The organism is Enterococcus sp. AZ095a, assembly GCF_050546735.1.
Lineage (GTDB): Bacteria > Bacillota > Bacilli > Lactobacillales > Enterococcaceae > Enterococcus_D > Enterococcus_D entomosocium.
Genome location: NZ_CP172953.1, coordinates 3,521,957 through 3,542,745, shown reverse-complemented (window position 1 = coordinate 3,542,745; position 20,789 = coordinate 3,521,957). Strand labels below are relative to the sequence as shown.

The 20,789-nt window shown below is 46.5% G+C and carries 21 protein-coding genes and 1 riboswitch; of the genes, 20 read left to right on the top strand and 1 reads right to left on the bottom strand.

All coding sequences use genetic code 11. The annotated features are described in order from the left end of the window. Nucleotides 1-7: 7 nt before the first annotated feature. From IGJ26_RS16350 to thiT, 6 genes are all read left to right on the top strand, one after another. On the top strand, nucleotides 8-688 hold the full coding sequence (locus IGJ26_RS16350; RefSeq protein ID WP_005232967.1) for a metal ABC transporter ATP-binding protein: 681 nt from the start codon (nucleotides 8-10) through the stop codon (nucleotides 686-688). Beyond that, nucleotides 661-1,491 (top strand): metal ABC transporter permease, encoded by an 831-nt coding sequence (locus IGJ26_RS16345; RefSeq protein WP_005230272.1) that lies wholly within the window; start codon nucleotides 661-663, stop codon nucleotides 1,489-1,491. The genes IGJ26_RS16350 and IGJ26_RS16345 overlap by 28 nt, the downstream gene beginning before the upstream one ends. A 151-nt stretch (nucleotides 1,492-1,642) precedes the next feature. Then, nucleotides 1,643-2,467 (top strand): pur operon repressor, encoded by an 825-nt coding sequence (gene purR, locus IGJ26_RS16340; protein ID WP_008381701.1) that lies wholly within the window; start codon nucleotides 1,643-1,645, stop codon nucleotides 2,465-2,467. Nucleotides 2,468-2,644: 177 nt separating this feature from the next. Continuing rightward, nucleotides 2,645-4,018, top strand: coding sequence for a bifunctional UDP-N-acetylglucosamine diphosphorylase/glucosamine-1-phosphate N-acetyltransferase GlmU (glmU, locus tag IGJ26_RS16335; RefSeq protein ID WP_034871957.1), 1,374 nt, complete (start codon nucleotides 2,645-2,647; stop codon nucleotides 4,016-4,018). A 116-nt stretch (nucleotides 4,019-4,134) separates the two neighbouring features. Further along, nucleotides 4,135-5,109, top strand: coding sequence for a ribose-phosphate diphosphokinase (locus IGJ26_RS16330; RefSeq protein ID WP_008381705.1), 975 nt, complete (start codon nucleotides 4,135-4,137; stop codon nucleotides 5,107-5,109). Nucleotides 5,110-5,290: 181 nt separating this feature from the next. Beyond that, nucleotides 5,291-5,392, top strand: a riboswitch (TPP riboswitch). Nucleotides 5,393-5,444: 52 nt separating this feature from the next. Continuing rightward, a complete protein-coding gene (thiT, locus tag IGJ26_RS16325) occupies nucleotides 5,445-6,017 on the top strand; it encodes an energy-coupled thiamine transporter ThiT (protein WP_430599755.1) in 573 nt (190 codons plus the stop codon). Nucleotides 6,018-6,071: 54 nt separating this feature from the next. On the opposite strand, the gene IGJ26_RS16320 is transcribed toward thiT, so the two are convergent. Next, nucleotides 6,072-6,860 (bottom strand): hypothetical protein, encoded by a 789-nt coding sequence (locus IGJ26_RS16320; protein WP_005232973.1) that lies wholly within the window; start codon nucleotides 6,858-6,860, stop codon nucleotides 6,072-6,074. 231 nt (nucleotides 6,861-7,091) lie between these two features. Between IGJ26_RS16320 and IGJ26_RS16315 the strand changes: the two genes are divergently transcribed. From IGJ26_RS16315 to IGJ26_RS16250, 14 genes are all read left to right on the top strand, one after another. After that, a complete protein-coding gene (locus IGJ26_RS16315) occupies nucleotides 7,092-7,808 on the top strand; it encodes a class A sortase (protein ID WP_005232974.1) in 717 nt (238 codons plus the stop codon). Nucleotides 7,809-7,883: 75 nt separating this feature from the next. After that, a complete protein-coding gene (locus IGJ26_RS16310; RefSeq protein ID WP_430599754.1) occupies nucleotides 7,884-9,548 on the top strand; it encodes a patatin-like phospholipase family protein in 1,665 nt (554 codons plus the stop codon). After that, nucleotides 9,541-9,756 carry a YdbC family protein gene (locus tag IGJ26_RS16305; protein WP_005230288.1) on the top strand — a complete coding sequence of 72 codons (216 nt, stop codon included), beginning with the start codon at nucleotides 9,541-9,543 and terminating at the stop codon, nucleotides 9,754-9,756. Before IGJ26_RS16310 ends, IGJ26_RS16305 begins: the two co-directional genes overlap by 8 nt. 27 nt (nucleotides 9,757-9,783) lie before the next feature. Then, a complete protein-coding gene (locus IGJ26_RS16300) occupies nucleotides 9,784-10,668 on the top strand; it encodes a YicC/YloC family endoribonuclease (RefSeq protein ID WP_061053501.1) in 885 nt (294 codons plus the stop codon). Between the two features lie 13 nt (nucleotides 10,669-10,681). Then, nucleotides 10,682-10,963 carry a hypothetical protein gene (locus tag IGJ26_RS16295; RefSeq protein ID WP_005230307.1) on the top strand — a complete coding sequence of 94 codons (282 nt, stop codon included), beginning with the start codon at nucleotides 10,682-10,684 and terminating at the stop codon, nucleotides 10,961-10,963. A 124-nt stretch (nucleotides 10,964-11,087) separates the two neighbouring features. After that, a complete protein-coding gene (gene gmk, locus IGJ26_RS16290) occupies nucleotides 11,088-11,702 on the top strand; it encodes a guanylate kinase (protein WP_005230308.1) in 615 nt (204 codons plus the stop codon). 5 nt (nucleotides 11,703-11,707) lie between these two features. After that, nucleotides 11,708-12,013, top strand: coding sequence for a DNA-directed RNA polymerase subunit omega (gene rpoZ / locus IGJ26_RS16285; protein ID WP_005232977.1), 306 nt, complete (start codon nucleotides 11,708-11,710; stop codon nucleotides 12,011-12,013). Between the two features lie 128 nt (nucleotides 12,014-12,141). Then, on the top strand, nucleotides 12,142-14,544 hold the full coding sequence (gene priA / locus IGJ26_RS16280; RefSeq protein ID WP_144330826.1) for a primosomal protein N': 2,403 nt from the start codon (nucleotides 12,142-12,144) through the stop codon (nucleotides 14,542-14,544). Between the two features lie 10 nt (nucleotides 14,545-14,554). Then, entirely contained in the window at nucleotides 14,555-15,046 is a 492-nt protein-coding gene (gene def, locus IGJ26_RS16275) for a peptide deformylase (protein WP_005230314.1), read from the top strand. Then, a complete protein-coding gene (gene fmt, locus IGJ26_RS16270) occupies nucleotides 15,039-15,992 on the top strand; it encodes a methionyl-tRNA formyltransferase (RefSeq protein WP_315044188.1) in 954 nt (317 codons plus the stop codon). Before def ends, fmt begins: the two co-directional genes overlap by 8 nt. Then, on the top strand, nucleotides 15,982-17,340 hold the full coding sequence (rsmB, locus tag IGJ26_RS16265; RefSeq protein ID WP_086316704.1) for a 16S rRNA (cytosine(967)-C(5))-methyltransferase RsmB: 1,359 nt from the start codon (nucleotides 15,982-15,984) through the stop codon (nucleotides 17,338-17,340). The genes fmt and rsmB overlap by 11 nt, the downstream gene beginning before the upstream one ends. A 14-nt stretch (nucleotides 17,341-17,354) precedes the next feature. Then, nucleotides 17,355-18,095, top strand: a complete 741-nt coding sequence (locus IGJ26_RS16260) for a Stp1/IreP family PP2C-type Ser/Thr phosphatase (RefSeq protein ID WP_005230317.1) — start codon at nucleotides 17,355-17,357, stop codon at nucleotides 18,093-18,095. Next, nucleotides 18,092-20,095 (top strand): Stk1 family PASTA domain-containing Ser/Thr kinase, encoded by a 2,004-nt coding sequence (gene pknB / locus IGJ26_RS16255; protein ID WP_005232981.1) that lies wholly within the window; start codon nucleotides 18,092-18,094, stop codon nucleotides 20,093-20,095. The genes IGJ26_RS16260 and pknB overlap by 4 nt, the downstream gene beginning before the upstream one ends. Nucleotides 20,096-20,318: 223 nt before the next feature. Further along, nucleotides 20,319-20,786 carry a CtsR family transcriptional regulator gene (locus IGJ26_RS16250; RefSeq protein WP_005230319.1) on the top strand — a complete coding sequence of 156 codons (468 nt, stop codon included), beginning with the start codon at nucleotides 20,319-20,321 and terminating at the stop codon, nucleotides 20,784-20,786. Nucleotides 20,787-20,789: the final 3 nt, after the last annotated feature.

The window sequence follows — 20,789 nt, the reverse complement described above, 5'->3', positions numbered from 1 at the left end:
CGCCTGCGTGCGTTATATCGATGTAAAAGATTTGACCTTTTATTATGACGATGAGCCCGTCTTGGAAGACATTTCCTACTTTGTTGAAGACGGCGAATTCGTGATTTTGACCGGCGAAAATGGGGCGGCAAAATCTACTTTGATCAAAGCAACCCTTGGTTTGTTGAAACCTTCTAAAGGAGCAGTCACCTTGGCGACCAAGAATGCAGCTGGTGAAAAATTAAGCATCGGCTACATTCCTCAGCAGATTGCTTCCTTTAACGTCGGGTTCCCCAGCACCGTTTTGGAATTGGTCCAATCAGGCCGCTACCCAAGAGATCGTTGGTTCAAGCGACTGACGAAACGAGACCATGAACATGTCCGCCGTGCATTAGATGCCGTCGGGATGTGGGACGTGCGTCATAAACGGATCGGTGAGTTGTCCGGTGGCCAAAAACAGCGGATCAGCTTGGCACGGGTCTTTGCCACGGATCCTGATTTATTTATTTTAGATGAACCGACTACGGGGATGGATGAACAATCCCGCAATCTGTTTTATGAACTGCTGCGGCACAATGCTCATGACCACGGCAAGTCGATTTTGATGATCACTCATGATCACGAAGATATCAAAGAATATGCGGACCGTCAGATCCGTTTAGTGCGGAAGGAGGATTCACCATGGCGCTGCTTTCATATGAATTCATGAGAAGAGCTTTTCTTGCGGCGATTTTTATTGCTGGTATCGCACCAATGCTAGGGGTCTTTCTGGTGATTCGAAGACAGTCATTGATGGCTGATACGCTGTCCCATGTCTCTTTAGCAGGGGTGGCACTAGGCTTCTTTCTAAATCTAAATCCGAGTTTGACGACGCTATTGATTGTAGTCATTGCCGCAATCATTTTGGAATACTTGCGAACACTGTACCGCAGTTATTCAGAGATTTCGATCGCCATTTTGATGTCCGGCGGTTTAGCGTTAGCCCTCGTCTTGATGAACCTTAGCGGGGGGAACTCCGCAACGAGTATCCAATCGTATTTGTTTGGGTCGATCGTTACGATCACACAAGAGCAAGTTTGGATCTTAGGCTTTTTGTTTTTAGTCGTTTTTGCTTTATTTTTCTTATTCAAACGGCCCATGTACATTTTGACCTTTGATGAAGATACCGCTCATGTCGATGGCTTGCCTGTGCGAGTGATGTCGATGCTCTTTAATGTCTTGACGGGGGTGGCAATCGCCATGATGATCCCGATTGCGGGTGCATTGCTGATCTCTGCGATCATGGTTTTACCAGCTGCCATCAGTATGCGTTTAGGCAAAAGCTTCAACGCGGTGATTTTGATCAGTGTCGTGATTGGCATGATTGGGATGATGTCTGGTTTGACCAGTTCCTTTTATTTGGACACACCACCGGGAGCGACGATCACGCTGGTTTTTATCGCTCTTTTCTTAGTAATCAATTTGATCAAACGCATCGTGATCCTCGTGCAACGAAAACAACGCCTCAAATAAAGGGCTTTATGAAAAAGAAACGAAGAATTTTCGTTTCTTTTTTTTAAACTCTAATCAAAACCGAACGATATAAGCAATATTTCAGATAATGCTCGCATTTATCCCGAAAAAGCCTTATAATAAGGCGAATAAACTAAAGGAGTTGTCCGGTGTGAAAATACGTCGAAGTGAACGACTGATCGATATGACACATTACTTGTTGAATCATCCCCATGAATTGATTTCATTGTCCTTCTTTTCTAAACGATATGCCTCTGCAAAATCATCGATTAGCGAAGATTTATCTATTATCAAAAAGACCTTTAAAGAACGAGGAACAGGCATTCTTGATACCGTGCCAGGCGCTGCTGGCGGTGTTTTTTTTGTGCCTGAAATTTCTGAAGAAGAAGCGTATGCGTACGTTGAAGGGCTGGCAAAACGCTTGTCTGAGCAAGACCGTTTGTTGCCTGGCGGCTATGTCTATCTATCTGACTTATTGGGCGAACCGGAATTGCTGCGCCAAGTCGGCCGCATCATCGCTTCCAAATATTTAGGCGAACAAATCGATGCGGTGATGACCGTTGCTACTAAAGGAGTTCCGATCGCTCAAGCAGTCTCTTACTACTTGAATGTTCCCTTCGTGATCGTGCGTCGTGATTCCAAGATCACTGAAGGCTCGACCGTGAGTGTCAATTATGTCTCTGGTTCTTCAGAGCGGATCGAAAAAATGGAATTATCCAAACGCAGCTTAAAGCGCGGCTCTAGAGTATTGGTGGTCGATGACTTTATGAAAGGCGGCGGCACGGTCAATGGGATGAAGAGCTTGATTGAAGAATTTGAAGCCGAATTAGTCGGTATTACGGTTTTTGCCGAAACGAAATTCAAAGGCAAGCGGGCCATCAGCGATTACAGCTCTCTGCTGTATGTTGAAGATGTCGATACCCAGACCAAAACGATCTCGGTAGTACCGGGAAATTATTTTGAGAAAAAAGCCTGATTTTTGTGGCTCTTAGACTGGCGCAAGCAGCTGTTTTTCGAACGGCGGCTGCCAGTCTTTTTTTGATTGGTCTAGGTGGGGATTCCTTAAATCGTTGAAATTTACAAGTACTTGGGCTAAACTGTTTATAGGAAATTCAATGAACAAAAATCGTTCAGATTGATAGGAGTGGAATACGTGGACGCACGTTTTGCAATAATTTTAGCGGCTGGAAAAGGCACGCGCATGAAATCGAAGTTATATAAAGTGTTACATCCGGTTTGCGGTAAGCCAATGGTGGAGCACATCATGAACCGAGTGGTGGAAACAAATCCTGAAGAGATCGTGACGATCGTTGGTCACGGGGCGGAAATGGTCAAGGAGCAACTGGGGGATCGCACCAATTACGCCTTACAAGCCGAACAATTAGGTACCGGTCACGCTGTCGTTCAAGCCGAATCATTTTTAAAGGGCAAAAAAGGCACGACCTTAGTAATTAGTGGGGATACGCCGTTATTGACGACGGAAACCTTGAATAACTTGTTCGATTACCATCAAGGGAAAAATGCATCGGCAACGATCTTGACGGCACAAGCGGCAGACCCAACGGGCTATGGCCGGATCGTACGGGATCATGTCGGCATCGTGGAAAAAATCGTCGAGCAAAAAGATGCGTCGACCGAAGAAGCACTGATCCAAGAAATCAATACAGGCACGTATTGCTTTGACAATGAATTGTTATTTGACGCCTTGGCAAAATTAGATACGGACAATGCCCAAGGGGAGTACTACTTGACTGATATTATCGAGATCTTAAAGGAAGACGGCAAAATCATCGCTGCTTATCAAACCGAAGATTTCCATGAATCTTTAGGAGTCAACGACCGCATCGCCTTAGCCGAAGCCAATCGCTTGATGCGCCAGCGGATCAACCGTCAACACATGCAAAACGGCGTGACCTTGATCGACCCGGCGACGACTTATATCGACGAAGGCGTTGTGATTGGTTCAGATACCTTGATCGAAGCCGGTGTGATCATCAAAGGGCAGACGACGATCGGAGAAGACTGTGTCATTACGGCAGCTTCTGAAATTGAAGACAGCAAGATCGGCAACCAAGTGACGATCAAGGCATCGACGATCGAGGAGAGCATCATTCATGATGGCGCCGATGTCGGTCCCAATGCCCACCTTCGCCCCAATGCGGAAATTTTGGCCCATGCCCATATCGGTAACTTTGTGGAAATCAAAAATGCGACGATTGGTGAAGGCACCAAAGTCGGACACTTGTCCTATGTCGGTGATGCAACCTTAGGCAAAAACATCAACGTCGGCTGCGGTGTAGTCTTTGTTAATTATGACGGCAAGAGCAAATTTAAAACGACTGTCGGGGACAATTGCTTTATCGGCTCCGGGTCTAATCTGGTTGCACCCTTGACCATCGAAGAGGAAACGATGATCGCTGCTGGCTCAACGATCACCAAAGATGTTCCTAAACACAGTATGGCGATTGCCCGCGCCCGTCAGGAAAATAAAGCGGATTACGCGAAAAAGTTACCTTATCTAAATTAGAAATAGCGAAATGACTTGATTTCTTAAGGAAAAATGACTACTATTTATTAGGAAGAAGATTCTAGTAAAAAGGAGTCATTTTTTTCTAGATGAACGCAAAGAAAGTGGAGGTTCTCATGTCAAATCATTATTTTGATCCAAGATTGAAGATTTTTTCTCTGAACTCAAATCGTCCTTTGGCGGAAAAAATCGCAGCTGCAGTAGGTGTTGAATTAGGTAAGTGTTCAGTCAAACAATTTAGCGATGGTGAAATCCAAGTGAATATTGAAGAAAGTATTCGTGGTGCCCACGTCTACGTGATTCAATCAACCAGCAGCCCTGTAAACGATAACCTAATGGAATTGCTGATCATGATCGATGCTTTGAAGCGCGCCAGTGCGAAGACGATCAATGTAGTAATGCCTTATTATGGTTATGCAAGACAAGACCGCAAAGCGCGATCAAGAGAACCAATCACCGCAAAACTTGTAGCAAACATGATCGAAAAAGCCGGTGCGAACCGTATGGTTACACTGGATTTGCATGCTTCACAGATTCAAGGGTTCTTTGATATCCCAGTTGACCACTTGATGGGTGCACCATTGATCGCCAACTACTTCTTGGAAAGAGGCATTCAAGGCGATGACGTCGTAGTCGTTTCACCAGACCACGGTGGCGTGACTCGTGCCCGCAAATTAGCTGAGTTTCTTAAGTCACCAATCGCGATCATCGACAAACGTCGTCCGAAAGCCAACGTAGCGGAAGTCATGAATATCATTGGTCATGTTGAAGGCAAAACTTGTGTCTTGATCGACGATATGATCGATACTGCTGGTACCATCACATTGGCTGCGAATGCGTTGAAACAAGCAGGTGCCAAAAGTGTTTACGCCTCATGTACTCACCCTGTCTTGTCAGGACCTGCCTTGGAACGGATCGAAGATTCGGCCATTGAGCATCTAGTTGTGACAGATTCGATTTACTTGCCAGAAGACCGTAAGTCGAAAAAAATCGATGAGATCAGTGTTGGTGCCTTGATGGGCGAAGCGATCAAACGAATCCATGAGAACAAACCAGTAAGTCCACTGTTTGAATCAAAATTATCAATTTAATCGTGCCTCATAAGCATGAGAACAACAACCAATGGTCGGTCTTTAACCGCTCATTGGTTGTTTTTTTCTGAGGAGTTTCAGGATGTTTTTAGAAAAAACGATCGCAGTCATGTTTCTTTTCATCAATTTATGGTATTCTTGAAAGTGACTTGCGAAACGCAAGCACAAAATAAAATAGAATCTAATCACAAAGGGGAGTCTGCAAAGGCTGAGAATGAGAGTACTCTAAACCCTTCGTACCTGTTTCGATCATGCGAACGTAGGAATTGTGACGAGTTGAAGTGTCTAACACTTCTCCTTTGTGAATTGTGATGATTCTAAAGGAGGAGTTTTTTTTGAAACGAAAAATGTCGCTGCAAGTGTGGACGGAAGGAACGATGATTGCTGCTATCGGGGTCGTCTTGTCGTATATCCCGATCCAGACAGCCAATTCCAGTATCGACTTGTCTCTAGGGCTCGTGCCCTTGGTCTTGTATTCGTATCGTCGCGGGGTGCTGCCGGGAATGACGGCGGGATTTATTTGGGGCTTGCTGAATATTTTGATTGGTAGCGCCATGCGTAACTTTATCACCGTTCCACAGATCATCTTTGAATACCCCTTTGCCTTTGCTTTTGGCGGGATGGGCGGCTTGTTTGCTAATAAAATCCAACAAGCGATCCGTCAAAACAGCAAAACCGTTACGTGGTATGTCGTCTTAGGGGGCATCGTGGCGGTGATCAGCCGTTGGTTTTGGCATTATTGGGCTGGAGTCTTTGTCTGGGGAATGTACGCACCGCCAGGACAAAGTCCGTATCTGTATTCCTTGATCTTCAATGGATCATCGGTCATTATCAATATCGTTTATGTAGGGGTCGTCCTAGGTCTCTTAGTCAAGGCAGCCCCGAAATTATTTGTGCCTAAAGCTTAGTTTTAGAAATGAAATCATAAAAAATGTCTTGATGCTCTTTGAAAAAGAGAAGCATCAAGACATTTTTTTGTCGAAAAAGCCAAAAGCCAAATCTTCTTGATCAATTTCCAACGACCAGTTTTTTTTGCTGGCTGAGTAGCGCAAAACTGCAATTTGATCTAACTCTTTTTGATTGACCAATGTGCTTTTCAAGCCAGCATCTTCTGACAGATAGATTGGGATCGTATAAGTTTTATCGATCAGTTGTTCTTGTGTCAGACAGAAGACGATGCCTTCTTGCATGATTCCCCGCAACTCTTTCAGCAAATTAAAATCGAGTTTTTCCACCGGTGTTGCTTTTTTAAAAAAGGAGAGGCGATCATTGATTTTTTCTAAGACGATGCGGGTGATCCGATCCGCCAAGATCCGGTAATACTCATCTAAGTAACGATAATAAACGCGGGAACGTGCATCTTTTAAGTCAAAGAAAACAAAGTTATTTTGCAGTTTGTAAAAGAAAGGGGAGTGGAGGTGTGTCTTCATGTGGCCAAAATATAACAATTCGGAGATCTCTAAAGGCGTCAATTCTTTGACCATCTCGTAATCATTAAAATCGATCCACTTCATTTCTTCGGCAATGCGACCTTTGTTGATTTGCTGAAAAAACAGTTGGACATCTTCCATTCCGCGTATCACTTTTAAGCCCGTATGACCGTCGAATTCGCCGAAATCACTGGAAGGATCAAGCAAGAGCAAATTCTTGGGCTGATGGACGATGCTCTTGTTAAAATCTTGGGGGGCAAGCCCGCGGGTCAAGACGGCATTGCTGGTTGTATCAATATGTACGTAAATCGTGTTAGACATGCCGATCGATCCCTCCTATATACTAAGTTCATTCTACAACAAAGCGCTGAAAATTGCTTGTATCTTTTCGTTTAAAGTTATATTACAAAATAACAGAAAAAACAATTTTTAAGTTCCCTTTTTCGACAAAAAAAGGCAAATCTTGTCTTTTCGTAAAAAAACTGGCCAAAATTGGCGTCTTTATGAGGATTTTGGTATGATAAAAGAAGAAACTAATGGAGACGAGAACCTATGAGAAAAAAGAAAAGCAGACTTTCGAATTGGCTGAGCAATCTCTTTTTGCTTGTGCTGTTATTGATTGGTTTAGCATTGATTTTTAATAATCAAATCAAAAATTATTTTATTAAACAAACAGGTGAAGCATACGCAGTCGGCACCATTGATCGTAGTGAGGTCGAAAAAAATATGGAAGCGGAAGCGACCTTTGATTTTGATGCCGTGGAGCCGGCAAGTTCAGAAGCAGTCTTACGGGCGCAGCTGAGCAACAAAGCTTTGCCAGTGATCGGCGGCGTGGCGGTTCCCAGTGTTGGGATCAATCTGCCGATTTTTAAAGGCTTGGCCAACGAGGCCTTGCTGTATGGTGCTGGTACGTTAAGTCCCACCCAAAAAATGGGGGAAGGCAATTACGCGTTAGCTAGCCATCGCGCTCAATCGCCAGAGCTCCTGTTTACACCATTGGATGATGTCGCGATCGGGGCGGCTATCTATGTGACCGATCTGGAAAATATTTACACGTATACTGCGACTTCTTCTGTGCGGGTCGACCCGACCGATGTTTATTTGCTTGACGAAGTAGAAGGCCGCAAAATGATCACGCTGATCACCTGTGGGGAAATGGGCGGTGTCACCCGTCGTGTGATCCAAGGTGATCTGGAATCTGTAACGCCTGTCGACGAAGCAACGGATGAGATGTTGGCAGCATTCAACATGGCACAACGAACATTTTAATCAAAAGAATAGCTCGAGTGGTACGGCAGCTGGCGTGTCATTCGTCTATTCTTTTTTGCATAAGGAGGCGTCTTGATGAAAGTGAAAAAACTGACTTCGATCGATTTTCTTGCACAAAGGGCAGGATTTCAAGAAAGCCGACTCGTCTTTTCCTTTTTTGAGTCGCATTCAAAAGCGCGACGAGCCTTTCTAGCCGATATAGCGCAGCAGGGCTGGCAGATCGACAGCCGTTACGGACGTCTTTACCTTGCTGGGCAGTTTGATTTTGACCAAAAGACACTGACTATCACCAATCTGCTGGTGGAAGCGGCCGCCGAGTTTACTTGGAAACAACTGCTGGCCGTGACAGAAAACTTCGCCCGCAGTCGCTTTGTAGCAGCCGTCTTGTGGCAGCTTCCTCATCGGACCCCCTTGGCGGAGTGGTTTATCCAGCAAGGGTATCAGGTGGTCCCTCAAGGGTATCAAAAAGCGCTAGCTTATCAGACGGCGCTGGTTTTAGGCGGTGGCGGTGCTCATGGGGCGTATCAAATCGGGGTTTGGCAAGCGCTGCAAGAACGGGGCATCACCTTTGAATGGATCACGGGAACTTCCGTCGGTGCCTTGAATGGTGCCTTGATTTTAATGAACGATGTGGAAGCGGCCGTCGATTTATGGGCAAATATCTCCAGCGAGCAAGTATTGCACTATCCGCTTGCTTCGGTACGAGCCCAAACACTGCGGGATTTGATGAATCAAGCCAACTCGCTGGTCCGTGAAGCGGTCAAAAGCAACGGCGCCAGTACCGAACCCTTGGCAAAGCTTTTGCAAAAGACCTTTGATCAAGAAAAATTCAGCCAAACTGCTTGTCATTTGCTAATCTGTACGACTCGTCTGCCAGATTTCAAGGAGACGGTTTATGCCTTTGATCCATCAGCAGTAGAAGAAAACCTGCATTGGTTATTGGCATCCGCCTCATTTTATCCAGCGATGCAGGCGCAAAAAATTAATGACGCCTATTACATCGATGGCGGCTATCGCAACAACCTGCCCATCGATGTCGCTCTACAGCAGGGGGCAACGGAATGTATCACCGTGGATGTCCAAGGACCCGGCATCAATAAAAGGACGGTTTTGACGGAAGAAACTGCGCAACTTTCGTTAGGGTCTCCTTGGTCCTTAGGCAGCTTTTTGGTTTTTGATGCCCAGCGTTCGCTGGATAATATGACCTTGGGCTATTTGGAAACCTTGAAAGTGTTCGGCAAATACCAAGGCCATTGGTATACCTTTGAAAAGACGGTTGATTTTCAGCCGTTATGGCGGGGCTTTTTGAAAGAGCTACGCCAGACAGACCCGTTGCTTTATCAGGAACTAAAGAAAAAAGAATTTTGGAAAAAAATGCGTAAATTCTATCAACAGGATGTGCCATTTGAGCAGTGGGGGCGTATACTGATAGAGTGTACCGCGAAAGTATTGTATCTAGCGCCTACGGTGATTTATGAGCAGGAAACGATGCTAACGGCTTTAGCTGAAAAAATTGCGCTAAAGGCAGTGGAAGAAGCCGATGCCTGGTCGATCACCGAGTGGCTGAGCTATTATCGCGACCGTTTTTTTGTCTTGTCCGAGCAAAACCGCTTTTTCTTTTTTTATCGGACGCAGCAATTGAATCTGCCCGCCCTTCAGCAGATTCGTCGGCGTTACCCGCTGACTGCTTTAATGGCAGCGTATAGTCACTATCTTTTGAAAGGAGCAGAAAATGGATAAATTTTCGTATGAAATCGTTGAAGAGATCGCCGTGCTTTCGGAAAATCAAAGAGGCTGGCGCAAAGAATTGAATTTGGTGAGCTGGAATGGGCGTCCGCCAAAATTTGATCTGAGAGATTGGGGCCCAGAGCACGAGAAGATGGGCAAAGGCGTGACCTTATCCAATGAAGAATTTGCAGAACTTAAAAAAGCCCTGCTTTCCATGTAAGAAAGCAAAACGGTGAGGAGTGATCAAATGAAAAGTATGACTGGTTTTGGCAAAGGCAGTGCAGAAACGCCAGATGTGCAGATCGAAATTGAGATCAAAAGTGTCAATCAGCGCTTTTTGGACCTGCAGCTGCGAATGCCCAAACAATTGAATCCTCTAGAAGGTGCTTTACGGCAGTCGATCAAGCAGACCCTCCAGCGGGGGCGAATCGAATTGTATGTGACGTTAAAAGAAAAAACCGCAAATACGAAACAGATCGAGATCCAATGGGACCTGCTGGAACGTTTCATGCAGGAGATCGATACCGAAGCCAACGCCCGTTTTGACCTGACAGAGCTGCCAAAAGCAGCATTGCTGGAACAATTCCTGCTCCATGAGGCTTTTCTAACGATCTCTGATCAAGAGCCAGAAGAAAGCACCTTAGCCGATGGCGTGATGGAAGCATTAGACCAAGCGTTGGCAGCGATCGACCAAAGCCGCTGGGTGGAAGGGCAAGGCATTCTGCAGATCTTACAAGAAAACCAGCGACAGCTGCAGGAAAAGCTGACAGAACTCAAACAATTCGTGGCCCTCTATGAGGCGGACTACCAAGAACGCTTTGAAAAGAAACTGACTGCTTATTTAGGGGAAGAAGTCGATCGCGATCGTTTACTGACAGAGTTGGCGATTTTATTAGAACGCGGCGATATCCACGAAGAACTGGATCGTTTAAGTATCCATTTAACGACGATGACGGAGCTGCTGGCAGCTGAGACGCCGATAGGTCGAGAGCTGGATTTCTTGATCCAAGAGATGAACCGAGAAGTCAATACGATTGGCTCAAAATCAAGTCCGATCCAAATCAAAAACAGTGTCGTCCAAATGAAGACGATCATTGAGAAAATCAGAGAACAAGTTCAAAACATCGAGTAGGAGGAATGAACCAATGAAATATTACGATATCACCTTTCACGAACTGAGCGGAAAAAATGTCATCAAGCGCAGTATTCCCTCTGATAAAGAGAATTTCTCTGCGTGGGAAGATGCCTGCGTAGCCATCGAGCCGGATTTTCTTCATCTACTAGTTGATGGCGTAGCTGTTTCTTTAAATCGTCGGTACATCGTACGTATCGATTGCCAAGAAGTGACGGATCCGACCGAAAAAGCGATCACTGCCAAAGACGAATTAGCAGGGGTCATCAATACCTTAAGCAACATGGGCTTTTAAGAAAGCAGCCGAAGTGTAGACTAGCAATTTCATGAAATTCCCATTATAATAAAGTAGTTCTTGAAAGTTGCTGAAAAAAAGTGCAAAATAGACGTTAAGCAAATGTCAGTGAAAGGACGTCATTATGTCAGAGCGAGGATTACTTATAGTTTTATCAGGACCTTCCGGAGTAGGGAAAGGGACCGTGCGCAAAGCAATTTTTGAGAGTGACGACAACGATTTTCAATATTCCGTTTCAATGACCACTCGTCAAAAACGCGAGGGGGAAGTGGAAGGGGTCGATTACTATTTCCGCACGCGGGAAGAATTTGAAGCCTTGATCGAAGCCGGTGAAATGCTGGAATACGCCGAATATGTCGGCAATTATTATGGCACCCCATTATCTTATGTCCAACAAACACTGGATCAAGGAAAAGATGTATTTTTAGAGATCGAAGTGCAAGGGGCAAAACAAGTAAAAGACAAAGTTCCCGATGGTGTGTTTATTTTTCTGACGCCACCTGATCTGGCAGAATTACGCTCTCGTATTACAGGAAGAGGAACCGACTCTGCCGAAGTGATCGATGAACGGATGCGTGTCGCCCGTGAAGAAATCGAAATGATGGCTTTGTATGATTATGCCGTTGTCAATGATGAAGTACCTAAGGCAGTCCAACGAATTCGCGAAATTATTTCGAGTGAACATTTTCGCGTTGACCGAGTGATCGGAACCTATATCAAAATGTTAGAGGAGCTGTAAGAAATATGATGTTAAAACCTTCAATCGATTCTTTGTTGGATCGTGTCAACTCAAAATATTCATTAGTGATCTTAGCAAGCAAACGGGCGCATGAACTTGATGCCGGTGCGCAAGCAACATTAGAAAACTTTGATTCAGTGAAAAGCGTGGGTCAAGCGCTTGAAGAAATCGAAGCGGAATTAGTCGTTAATGATCCGCATCCGGAAATCAAACGGGCCCGTTTGAAAATGGAACAAGAAGAGCGCAAAGCGCAAAAAGACCAAGAACAAAAAGAATTAGAAGCGCGTATCCGCGACGAACAAAAGCTATAGACAAAAGCAAGCTAGAGCACGCCTGTGTTCTGGCTTTTTCTTTTGAATGGCGATGGTTAAATTTTTGTAAGGGGTACAGACAAACCCCAGCCCATTTAGTAAAATAGAACCTAAAAGGAGGAGAAGAGATGGCGTACATAGCAGAAGTGATCGTGGATGTTCCCACGATGCAGACCGATCAGCCTTTTACTTATCTGATCCCATCAGAATTACAAGCCGCCATTGAGACAGGAATGCGGGTCGAAGTGCCATTTGGCAAAGGCGACCGCCATATCCAAGGGTTCGTCGTCGGGCTTTCAGAAGTTGCCGAACCGCAACAGACCTTAAAACCAATCGTTCGTTTGTTGGATTTGTCGCCTGTCGTCAATGAAGAACTTCTCCAATTAGCCGACTACATGAAGGAAACGACCTTTGCCTTTAAGATTACTTGCTTGCAGACGATGCTGCCTAGTGTGATGAAAGCCGAGTACCAAAAGCAGATCGTTTTACTCGAAGGAAATCATCCCATCAAAGAATATTTTCCCGAAGACGGCATCCTCAGCTGGCAAGCCGCCGAAAGTGCAGGGCTGCTGCCGCAGTTGAAGCCTTTGCGGGAAGCCGCAGTAGTTGAACTGCAGTACCTCGTGAAAAATAAAAACAAAGCGAAAATGACCCGTTATATTGAACGTAGGATCGAGCCAGCAGAAATCCCCGCCGTCCAGCAACAGCTGCGCAAAGGGGCCAAACGCAAGCTGGAAATCTTACAGATTTTGACAGAGGAAGCCCGCTTGCCGGTTTCCTTTTTTACCGAACAAGGGATTTCCACCGCGGCTTTGAACCAAGCACAAGAAGCTGGCTGGCTGACCTTTACGGAAGTTGAAGCCTACCGTGATCCTTACAAAGACCGTCAATTTCAAAAAACGGTCCCCCTTGAATTAAATGAAGAACAGGCAGCTGCAGTAGCGCAAATCACTGCTTGTGCGGATAACCAAGAGGCGCAGACTTTTTTACTGGAAGGGATCACCGGCAGTGGAAAAACAGAAGTCTATCTGCAAGCGATCGCCCAATTGCTGAAACAAGGCAAAACCGCGATCATGCTCGTACCGGAGATCGCTTTGACCCCGCAAATGGTCGAACGCTTTAAAAGCCGTCTCGGCGACGCAGTGGCTGTTTTACACAGCGGCTTGTCCCAAGGTGAAAAATACGATGAATGGCGTAAGATCGAACGTGGGGAGGCGCAGGTGGTGGTTGGCGCCCGCTCGGCGATTTTTGCTCCGTTGAAAAACATCGGGGTCATCATCGTCGATGAGGAGCACGAAGCTTCCTACAAGCAAGATGAAGCCCCTCGTTACCATGCGAGAGATTTAGCGATTTGGCGCAGCCAGTACCATCACTGTCCAGTGGTGTTAGGCAGTGCGACGCCGTCATTGGAGTCTCGTGCCCGGGCGCAAAAAGAAGTCTACCGCCTATTGAAATTGAATCAACGGGCAAAAACCAGTGCGCAATTACCGCAGATCGAAGTCGTGGATATGCGTACCGAATTTGCCAACAAAAAGTATCAAACCTTTTCTCGTCCGTTACAGGAAAAAATCACAGACCGCTTGGCCCGGAAAGAACAGATCGTCTTGCTACTGAATCGGCGCGGCTACTCTTCCTTCGTGATGTGCCGCGATTGTGGGTATGTTTTGCCTTGCCCAAATTGCGACATCTCCTTGACGCTCCATATGGATACCAAAACGATGCGCTGTCATTATTGCGGACATGAAGAACACATCCCCCATCGTTGCCCCAACTGTAATGCAGACAAGATTCGTTATTACGGAACGGGCACGCAAAAAGTGGAAGAAGAGTTGAAGGAACTGTTTCCCGAAGCGCGGGTTTTACGGATGGATGTCGATACCACCCGCAAAAAAGGCGCCCACGAAAAAATCTTGACCTTGTTTGGGGAGAAAAAAGCGGATATTTTGTTAGGGACTCAAATGATCGCCAAAGGCTTGGATTTTCCTGATATCACGCTGGTAGGGGTCTTGAATGCCGATACGGCCTTGAACTTGCCAGATTTTCGTTCGAGTGAACGGACGTTCCAGCTGCTGACTCAGGTCAGTGGTCGGGCAGGTCGGGCGGAAAAAACCGGCGAAGTGGTGATCCAAACATTCAACCCTGAGCACTATGCCATCCAGTTGGCGCAGTCGCAAGACTACGAAGATTTCTATCAAAAAGAGATGTGGATGCGGCACCAAAGCGGTTATCCACCGTATTATTTCACCGTCAAAATCACCTGCAGCCATCCCGAAGAGCAAGTCGCCGCTCAGAAGATGTTTGCGATCGCGCGGGATCTGCAGCAGGAGCTGTCACCGCGCAGTATTTTGTTGGGTCCGGCACCAAGTGCGATTTTGCGGGTGAAAAACCGTTATTACTACCAATTGATCATTAAATACAAAAATGAACCGCAGCTACCTGCTTTGTTGACCCGTCTGTTGGATCAAAGTCAAATCGATCAGCGCAAAGGATTGTACGTATCGATTGACCAAGAGCCGTTGAATTTTATTTAGAGGAGAAAATATGCGTTATCCTATTATTATCACCCCCGATGAACGTCTTCGTCGGCAAGCAAAACCCGTCAAAGTAATTACCGATGAACTCGTTCAGCTACTAGACGACCTTTATGAAACGATGGTCGCCCATGACGGGATCGGTATTGCCGCACCGCAAGTCGGCAAAAACCTGCAAGTGGCGATCGTGGAAGTCGAAGAAGACGATCGCTTTGAAATGATCAACCCTGAGATCATCGCTTCTTCTGGTGAATCCCTTGATGTGGAAGGCTGCTTGAGTATTCCCCACACCTTTGGGACCGTCAAACGAGCAGACGAGATCACTGTCCGCTATTTCGATCGAGAAGGAGAAGAAATGGAAGTGGAAGCATTCGGTTACTTGGCGCGTGCGATGCAGCATGAGATCGATCATTTAAATGGCGTGCTGTTTGTCGACAAGCTCGTCGAACGCATTCCTGAAGAAGACTTAGAAAAGTATATGGAGGAACATGAAAATGACTAAAATCGTCTTTATGGGTACCCCGGCGTTTTCCGTCCCAATTTTAGAAGGCTTGCTTGAAGCCGGCTATGAAGTGGCAGCAGTCGTGACACAGCCGGATCGTCCCGTCGGTCGCAAAAAAACCATCACTCCGACACCCGTCAAAGAAGCGGCGTTGAAGCATGGCTTGTTGGTTTTACAACCAGAAAAAATCAGTGGGTCACCAGAAATGGAGCAGATTCAAGCTTTAGCACCTGATCTGCTGATCACGGCAGCTTTCGGACAATTTTTACCTAGTGCTTTACTAGAAGTACCGAAGTATGGCGCTATCAACGTTCATGCGTCCTTACTACCGAAATACCGTGGCGGAGCACCTGTGCATTATGCCATCATGGAAGGCGAGCAAGAAACGGGTGTAACCATCATGGAAATGATCAAAAAAATGGATGCTGGCGGTATTTTTGCTCAAGCTCGTTTGCCGATCACGGCACAAGATGATGTGGGGACGATGTTTGATAAGTTGAGCCTATTAGGCAAAGACTTGCTGCTGGAAACCCTGCCGAAAATCTTGTCAGGAGAGTTGCAGCCGGTTCCGCAAGAAGAAGCGAAAGTAACCTTCTCGCCGAATATCAGCCGTGAACAAGAAGCCATCGACTGGCAGAAAACGGCGGTGCAAATCGATGCCCAAGTCCGAGGCATGCGGCCATGGCCGATCGCCTTTACGACACAAAACGGCAACCGCTGGAAGCTTTGGCAAGTAACACCGCTGGAGCAAACGACGACAGCCCAGCCAGGAACGATCATTGAACGGACGAAAAAAACGTTGCTGATCGCTTGTGGGGAAGGCACGGTATTGGCTATCGATGAATTGCAGCCAGCTGGAAAAGGCCGACAAGACATTGCCGCATTCTTAAACGGCAGTGGACAACAGATTCAAAAAGGGGATCAGGTAGGTACCTATGAAGCGTAATCTTGGAGACATACAATATACAGTGCGTTTTGTGGCACTAGAAGCGTTGTTGCGAATCGAAAAAGGAGGTGCTTATTCCAATCTACTGCTGCGGGAATTGATGAATCAAGGGCGTTTAAATGACAAGGACGGTCGCTTACTGACTGAATTGGTGTACGGCACCATCAGTCGTCAGCTTTTATTGGATTATTATTTGGACCGGTTTATTAAAAATGCCCGCAAAGTCGACCCGTGGGTCAAAACGCTGCTGCGGCTTTCCTTGTATCAGATGCTGTATCTCGATAAAGTACCCGCCCATGCCATCATTCATGAAGCCGTGGATATTGCGAAAGCCAAAGGCAATCCGGGGACTGGTAAATTCGTCAATGGCGTGCTGCGCACGATCCAACGACAAGGAGTGCCAGACTTGGCATTGATTAAAGACCCAATGGAACGTTTAGCAACGGAAATCAGCCTGCCCTTATGGCTAACGAAGAAACTAGTCAAACAAATTGGGATCGAAGAAACCAGTGAGCTAGGCTATGCCTTATTTGAACCCAATCATGCCAGTGGTCGTATCGACCTGCAGCGCATCTCGCAAGCAGCAGCGATCGAACGGCTGCAAGAAGAAGGCATTGACGCACGACCAAGTGAGCTTTCCCCCTATGGGGTTGTGGCTGACAAAGGCTTTATGGCGGGCTCTTTCCTCTACAAAGAAGGCTTACTGACGATCCAAGATGAAAGTTCGATGCTGGTTGCCCCCGTTTTACAAGTAGCCCGGGACCATCAAGTATTGGATGCCTGCGCCGCACCAGGAGGCAAAACGACCCATATCGCTGCCTTCTTGTCTGCCGCAGAGGGCGGCAAAGTGACAGCACTGGATATCCATGCCCATAAGGTTAAGCTGATTCAGCAAAATGCCCAACGTTTAGGCGTAGAAGCAGTTGTGGAAACCCGTGTGATGGATGCCCGAGAGACGGCTCAAACCTTTGCCCCCGAACAATTTGATCGCATCTTAGTGGATGCCCCTTGTTCTGGATTAGGGTTGATGCGCCGTAAGCCGGACATCAAATACAGCAAGACGGAGGCCGATTTCCAACGCTTGCCGCAGATTCAGCGAGAGATTTTGGAAAGTGCCGCCCCAACCTTGAAAAAATCGGGTATAATGGTCTACAGCACATGTACGATTCTAGAGGAAGAAAATCAACAAGTCGTGGCAGCGTTTCTCGCTGACCATCCTGAATTTGAGCAAATGCCTCTTGCGGTAGGACCGCTGGCAGCCGAAGCGGTTCAAGAGGATATGTTGACGATCTATCCGCAAGATTTTATGACAGATGGCTTTTTTATCAGTTGTCTACGCAAAAAGTAACGAGGTGAAAGAAATTGGAGATTCGTTTTCAAACAGATGTCGGCAAACGTCGCAACACAAACCAAGATTTTGCAGCAACCTATGTAAATAAAGCCAATGTGACATTGGCCTTGCTTGCCGATGGCATGGGGGGCCACCGGGCCGGAGATGTCGCTAGCCGTCAAGCAGTCAGTGAGATCGGCACCGCTTGGGAACAGACAGAGCTGACAGACAGTGAAAAAACTGCCCAATGGCTGATCCAAAAAATCCAAGCAGAAAGCCAAGTGATTTTCCAAAAAGGACAAGAACAAGAAGAACTTAGCGGCATGGGCACCACGATCATTGCTGTGGCCTTATTAGGCGACCAGTTTACGATTGCCAATGTCGGGGACAGCCGTGCCTATCTTTTACGCAATCAAGTGCTGACCCAAATCACAGAGGACCATTCACTGGTCAATGAATTGGTGAAGTCAGGACAAATCACAGCAGAAATGGCCTTGAATCATCCTCGCAAAAACGTTTTGACCCGCTCGATCGGCATGCCAAGCGAAGTCGAAGTCGATGTGGCGATCCACTTTATTGCAGACGGGGATTATTTGCTGCTGTGTTCAGACGGATTGACCAACATGGTCTCAGATGAAGAGATCACAGCAACGATCCAAGAAACCCCTGTGCTGGAAGAAGCAGTGCAATCATTGATCGATCAAGCCAACGAACGCGGCGGTGTCGACAATATCACGGTATTATTGATTAAAGTTGGAGGAGAGCGCCCATGATCGAAATTGGGAAGAAGATAAACGGCCGATACAAAATCATCGGCAATATCGGCAGCGGCGGAATGGCAAATGTGTTTTTGGCGCATGACTTGATCTTAGACCGTGAAGTGGCAATCAAAGTGCTTCGTTTTGACTTCCAAAACGACCAAAGTGCGATTCGGCGCTTTCAACGAGAAGCATTGGCGGCGACTGAGCTGGTTCATCCCAACATCGTAACCGTTTATGATGTCGGCGAAGAAGACGGCATGCAGTTTTTGGTGATGGAATATGTCAAAGGGATGGATCTCAAGCGCTATATCCAAACGCACTATCCAGTACCTTATTTGCAGATCGTTGATATCATCCAACAAATCTTATCAGCGGTAGCGCTGGCCCATCAACACCGCATCATTCACCGGGACCTCAAGCCCCAGAATGTGCTGATCAATGAAGACGGCGTGGTGAAAATCACCGATTTTGGGATCGCGATCGCCCTATCAGAAACATCGATCACCCAAACCAACTCGATGCTAGGCTCGGTGCATTATCTTTCACCAGAACAAGCACGAGGCAGTATGGCGACCAATCAATCAGATATTTATGCGATTGGGATCATTCTCTATGAAATTTTAACCGGCAAAGTACCTTTTGATGGCGAATCAGCCGTAACGATCGCCCTGAAACATTTCCAAGATGAGATCCCTTCGATTCGGATCTATGACAAAAATGTTCCGCAATCACTGGAAAACGTCGTATTGAAGGCGACCGCCAAAGAACCGGCGGATCGGTACAAAACTGCCGATGAAATGCGAGCGGATCTTGATACTGTATTGTCACCTGATCGACTCAATGAACCGAGATGGGAACCTCATGCCCTGATGGATGAAACGAGAGTGCTGACCCCTGTAGAAGCAGCCCAAGTTGAAACGCCGCCAGTGGAAGAACCCGTGGCAGAAACGGCTGCGGATCAAGCCGAAGAATCAGCGAAACCGAAAAAGAAAAAACGCAAACGCTGGCTGCTGCTGCCGGTCATTATGGTGATCGCACTGCTAGGCATAGGCAGTTATTTCCTATTCGGCGGTGGTCGGGGGGATGTAGCGATTCCTGAAGTCAACGGCCAGACAGAAGCGGCCGCCCGGGCCGAACTGGAAGCCGCTGGCTTACAAGTGGCAGACGAGGTAGAAGAAATCGAAGACGATGAAGTCGAAGCAGGCAATGTCGTCAAGACCGATCCGCCAGAAGGCAATGAAGTCAAAAAGAATTCCGTCGTGACCCTCTACATCAGTAGCGGAACCAAGAAAATCACCCTTGATGACTATGAAGGTCGCTCCTTTGATGATGTCAAAAAAGAGTTGATCGATTTGGGCTTTGATGAAGACAGAATCAAAGAAGAGCTAGAGTCGTCAGATGATGTCGATGAAGGGGATATTATCAGTCAATCACCAGCAGCAGGGCGGGAAGTTTCCCCAGCAGAAGACGAAATCACCTTTAAGGTCAGCTCCGGACCAGATAGCTTCGCAATGGACAACTATTATGGCATGACAGAGGCAGATGCACGAGCAGCATTGACTTCTCGTGGTGTCGACCGATCACAGATCGAAGTGAACTATCAATCTAGCAGTCAACCATCAGGCACGATCATCGCCCAAGCACCCGCAACAGGTGAAACGGTGGTGACTTCCCAAACGACCATCACTTTGACGGTCAGCAGTGGGCAGGAAATGGTCAATGTACCAAGAATCGTTGGGAAAAGCCAAGCCGATGCAGAAGCAGACTTGAATGAAGCGGGATTGGACTCAACTTTTGAGGAAGAGGACGGCTATAATGACTCGGTACCAGCTGGACATGTTGTCCGTGTCTCTCCAGGTGCTGGAACCTCCGTCGAAGTTGGCTCCACTGTAACGGTCACGATCTCTAGAGGACCTGAACCAGATGATTCGTCCTCATCGACGCCAAGCAGTAGTTCAGATGATTCCTCTGATTCAAGCGCTACGAGTGAAAGTAGCTCAGAAAGTGATTAGAAACTAGCTAAAATCAAATACTTTAACCAAGCAGCTTACGGGGACCAAAGAATTTTCTTTTTGTTCCCCGTCCAGCTGCTTGTTTTTGTTTCTAAACCTTATAGTGAGACACAGGTGTCTTTAAAATTTCCTTTAGACCTTCCTTTTGTGCAAGCGTACATCTTTCCAAGGATTCAAAAATTGGGTATAATGAAGGTCAGAATTAGTCAAGGGAGGGAATGAATTGAGTCATCACAATACTTCCGATTTGATTGAAGCATATTTGAAGAAAATTCTTGAAGATAGTGAAACCATTGAGATTCGTCGCGCGGAAATGGCAAATTTGTTCAACTGCGTGCCCTCACAAATAAACTACGTGATCAATACCCGCTTCACCGTTCAAAGAGGCTATGCGGTTGAAAGCAAACGCGGCGGGGGCGGCTATATTCGGATCGAAAAAGTCAAAATCACGGACAGCCACCACTACTTAAAAGAAATGAATCAACTATTCGATGAAACCATCTCGGAAAAAGATGCGTATGCAATAATCCAGAAACTTTATGAGGAAGGAATCCTGTCCAAGCGAGAAGGCAACTTATTATTGACCGTCATCGCGAAAGCAGTTCTAGGACGTTCTCCTTATGAAAATAGAACACGAGCTGATTTGCTCCATGCAATTCTAGAACGATTAAGTTACGAAGACAGGAAGTGAAAG

Bases quoted from the DNA above. Each gene is read 5' to 3' on its own strand.
- IGJ26_RS16345 (WP_005230272.1), top strand. From the start codon at position 661: ATGGCGCTGCTTTCATATGAATTCATGAGAAGAGCTTTTCTTGCGGCG.
- IGJ26_RS16330 (WP_008381705.1), top strand. From the start codon at position 4,135: ATGTCAAATCATTATTTTGATCCAAGATTGAAGATTTTTTCTCTGAAC.
- IGJ26_RS16320 (WP_005232973.1), bottom strand. From the start codon at position 6,860: ATGTCTAACACGATTTACGTACATATTGATACAACCAGCAATGCCGTC.
- IGJ26_RS16315 (WP_005232974.1), top strand. From the start codon at position 7,092: ATGAGAAAAAAGAAAAGCAGACTTTCGAATTGGCTGAGCAATCTCTTT.
- IGJ26_RS16310 (WP_430599754.1), top strand. From the start codon at position 7,884: ATGAAAGTGAAAAAACTGACTTCGATCGATTTTCTTGCACAAAGGGCA.
- IGJ26_RS16305 (WP_005230288.1), top strand. From the start codon at position 9,541: ATGGATAAATTTTCGTATGAAATCGTTGAAGAGATCGCCGTGCTTTCG.
- IGJ26_RS16300 (WP_061053501.1), top strand. From the start codon at position 9,784: ATGAAAAGTATGACTGGTTTTGGCAAAGGCAGTGCAGAAACGCCAGAT.
- IGJ26_RS16295 (WP_005230307.1), top strand. From the start codon at position 10,682: ATGAAATATTACGATATCACCTTTCACGAACTGAGCGGAAAAAATGTC.
- gmk (WP_005230308.1), top strand. From the start codon at position 11,088: ATGTCAGAGCGAGGATTACTTATAGTTTTATCAGGACCTTCCGGAGTA.
- rpoZ (WP_005232977.1), top strand. From the start codon at position 11,708: ATGATGTTAAAACCTTCAATCGATTCTTTGTTGGATCGTGTCAACTCA.
- priA (WP_144330826.1), top strand. From the start codon at position 12,142: ATGGCGTACATAGCAGAAGTGATCGTGGATGTTCCCACGATGCAGACC.
- def (WP_005230314.1), top strand. From the start codon at position 14,555: ATGCGTTATCCTATTATTATCACCCCCGATGAACGTCTTCGTCGGCAA.
- fmt (WP_315044188.1), top strand. From the start codon at position 15,039: ATGACTAAAATCGTCTTTATGGGTACCCCGGCGTTTTCCGTCCCAATT.
- rsmB (WP_086316704.1), top strand. From the start codon at position 15,982: ATGAAGCGTAATCTTGGAGACATACAATATACAGTGCGTTTTGTGGCA.
- pknB (WP_005232981.1), top strand. From the start codon at position 18,092: ATGATCGAAATTGGGAAGAAGATAAACGGCCGATACAAAATCATCGGC.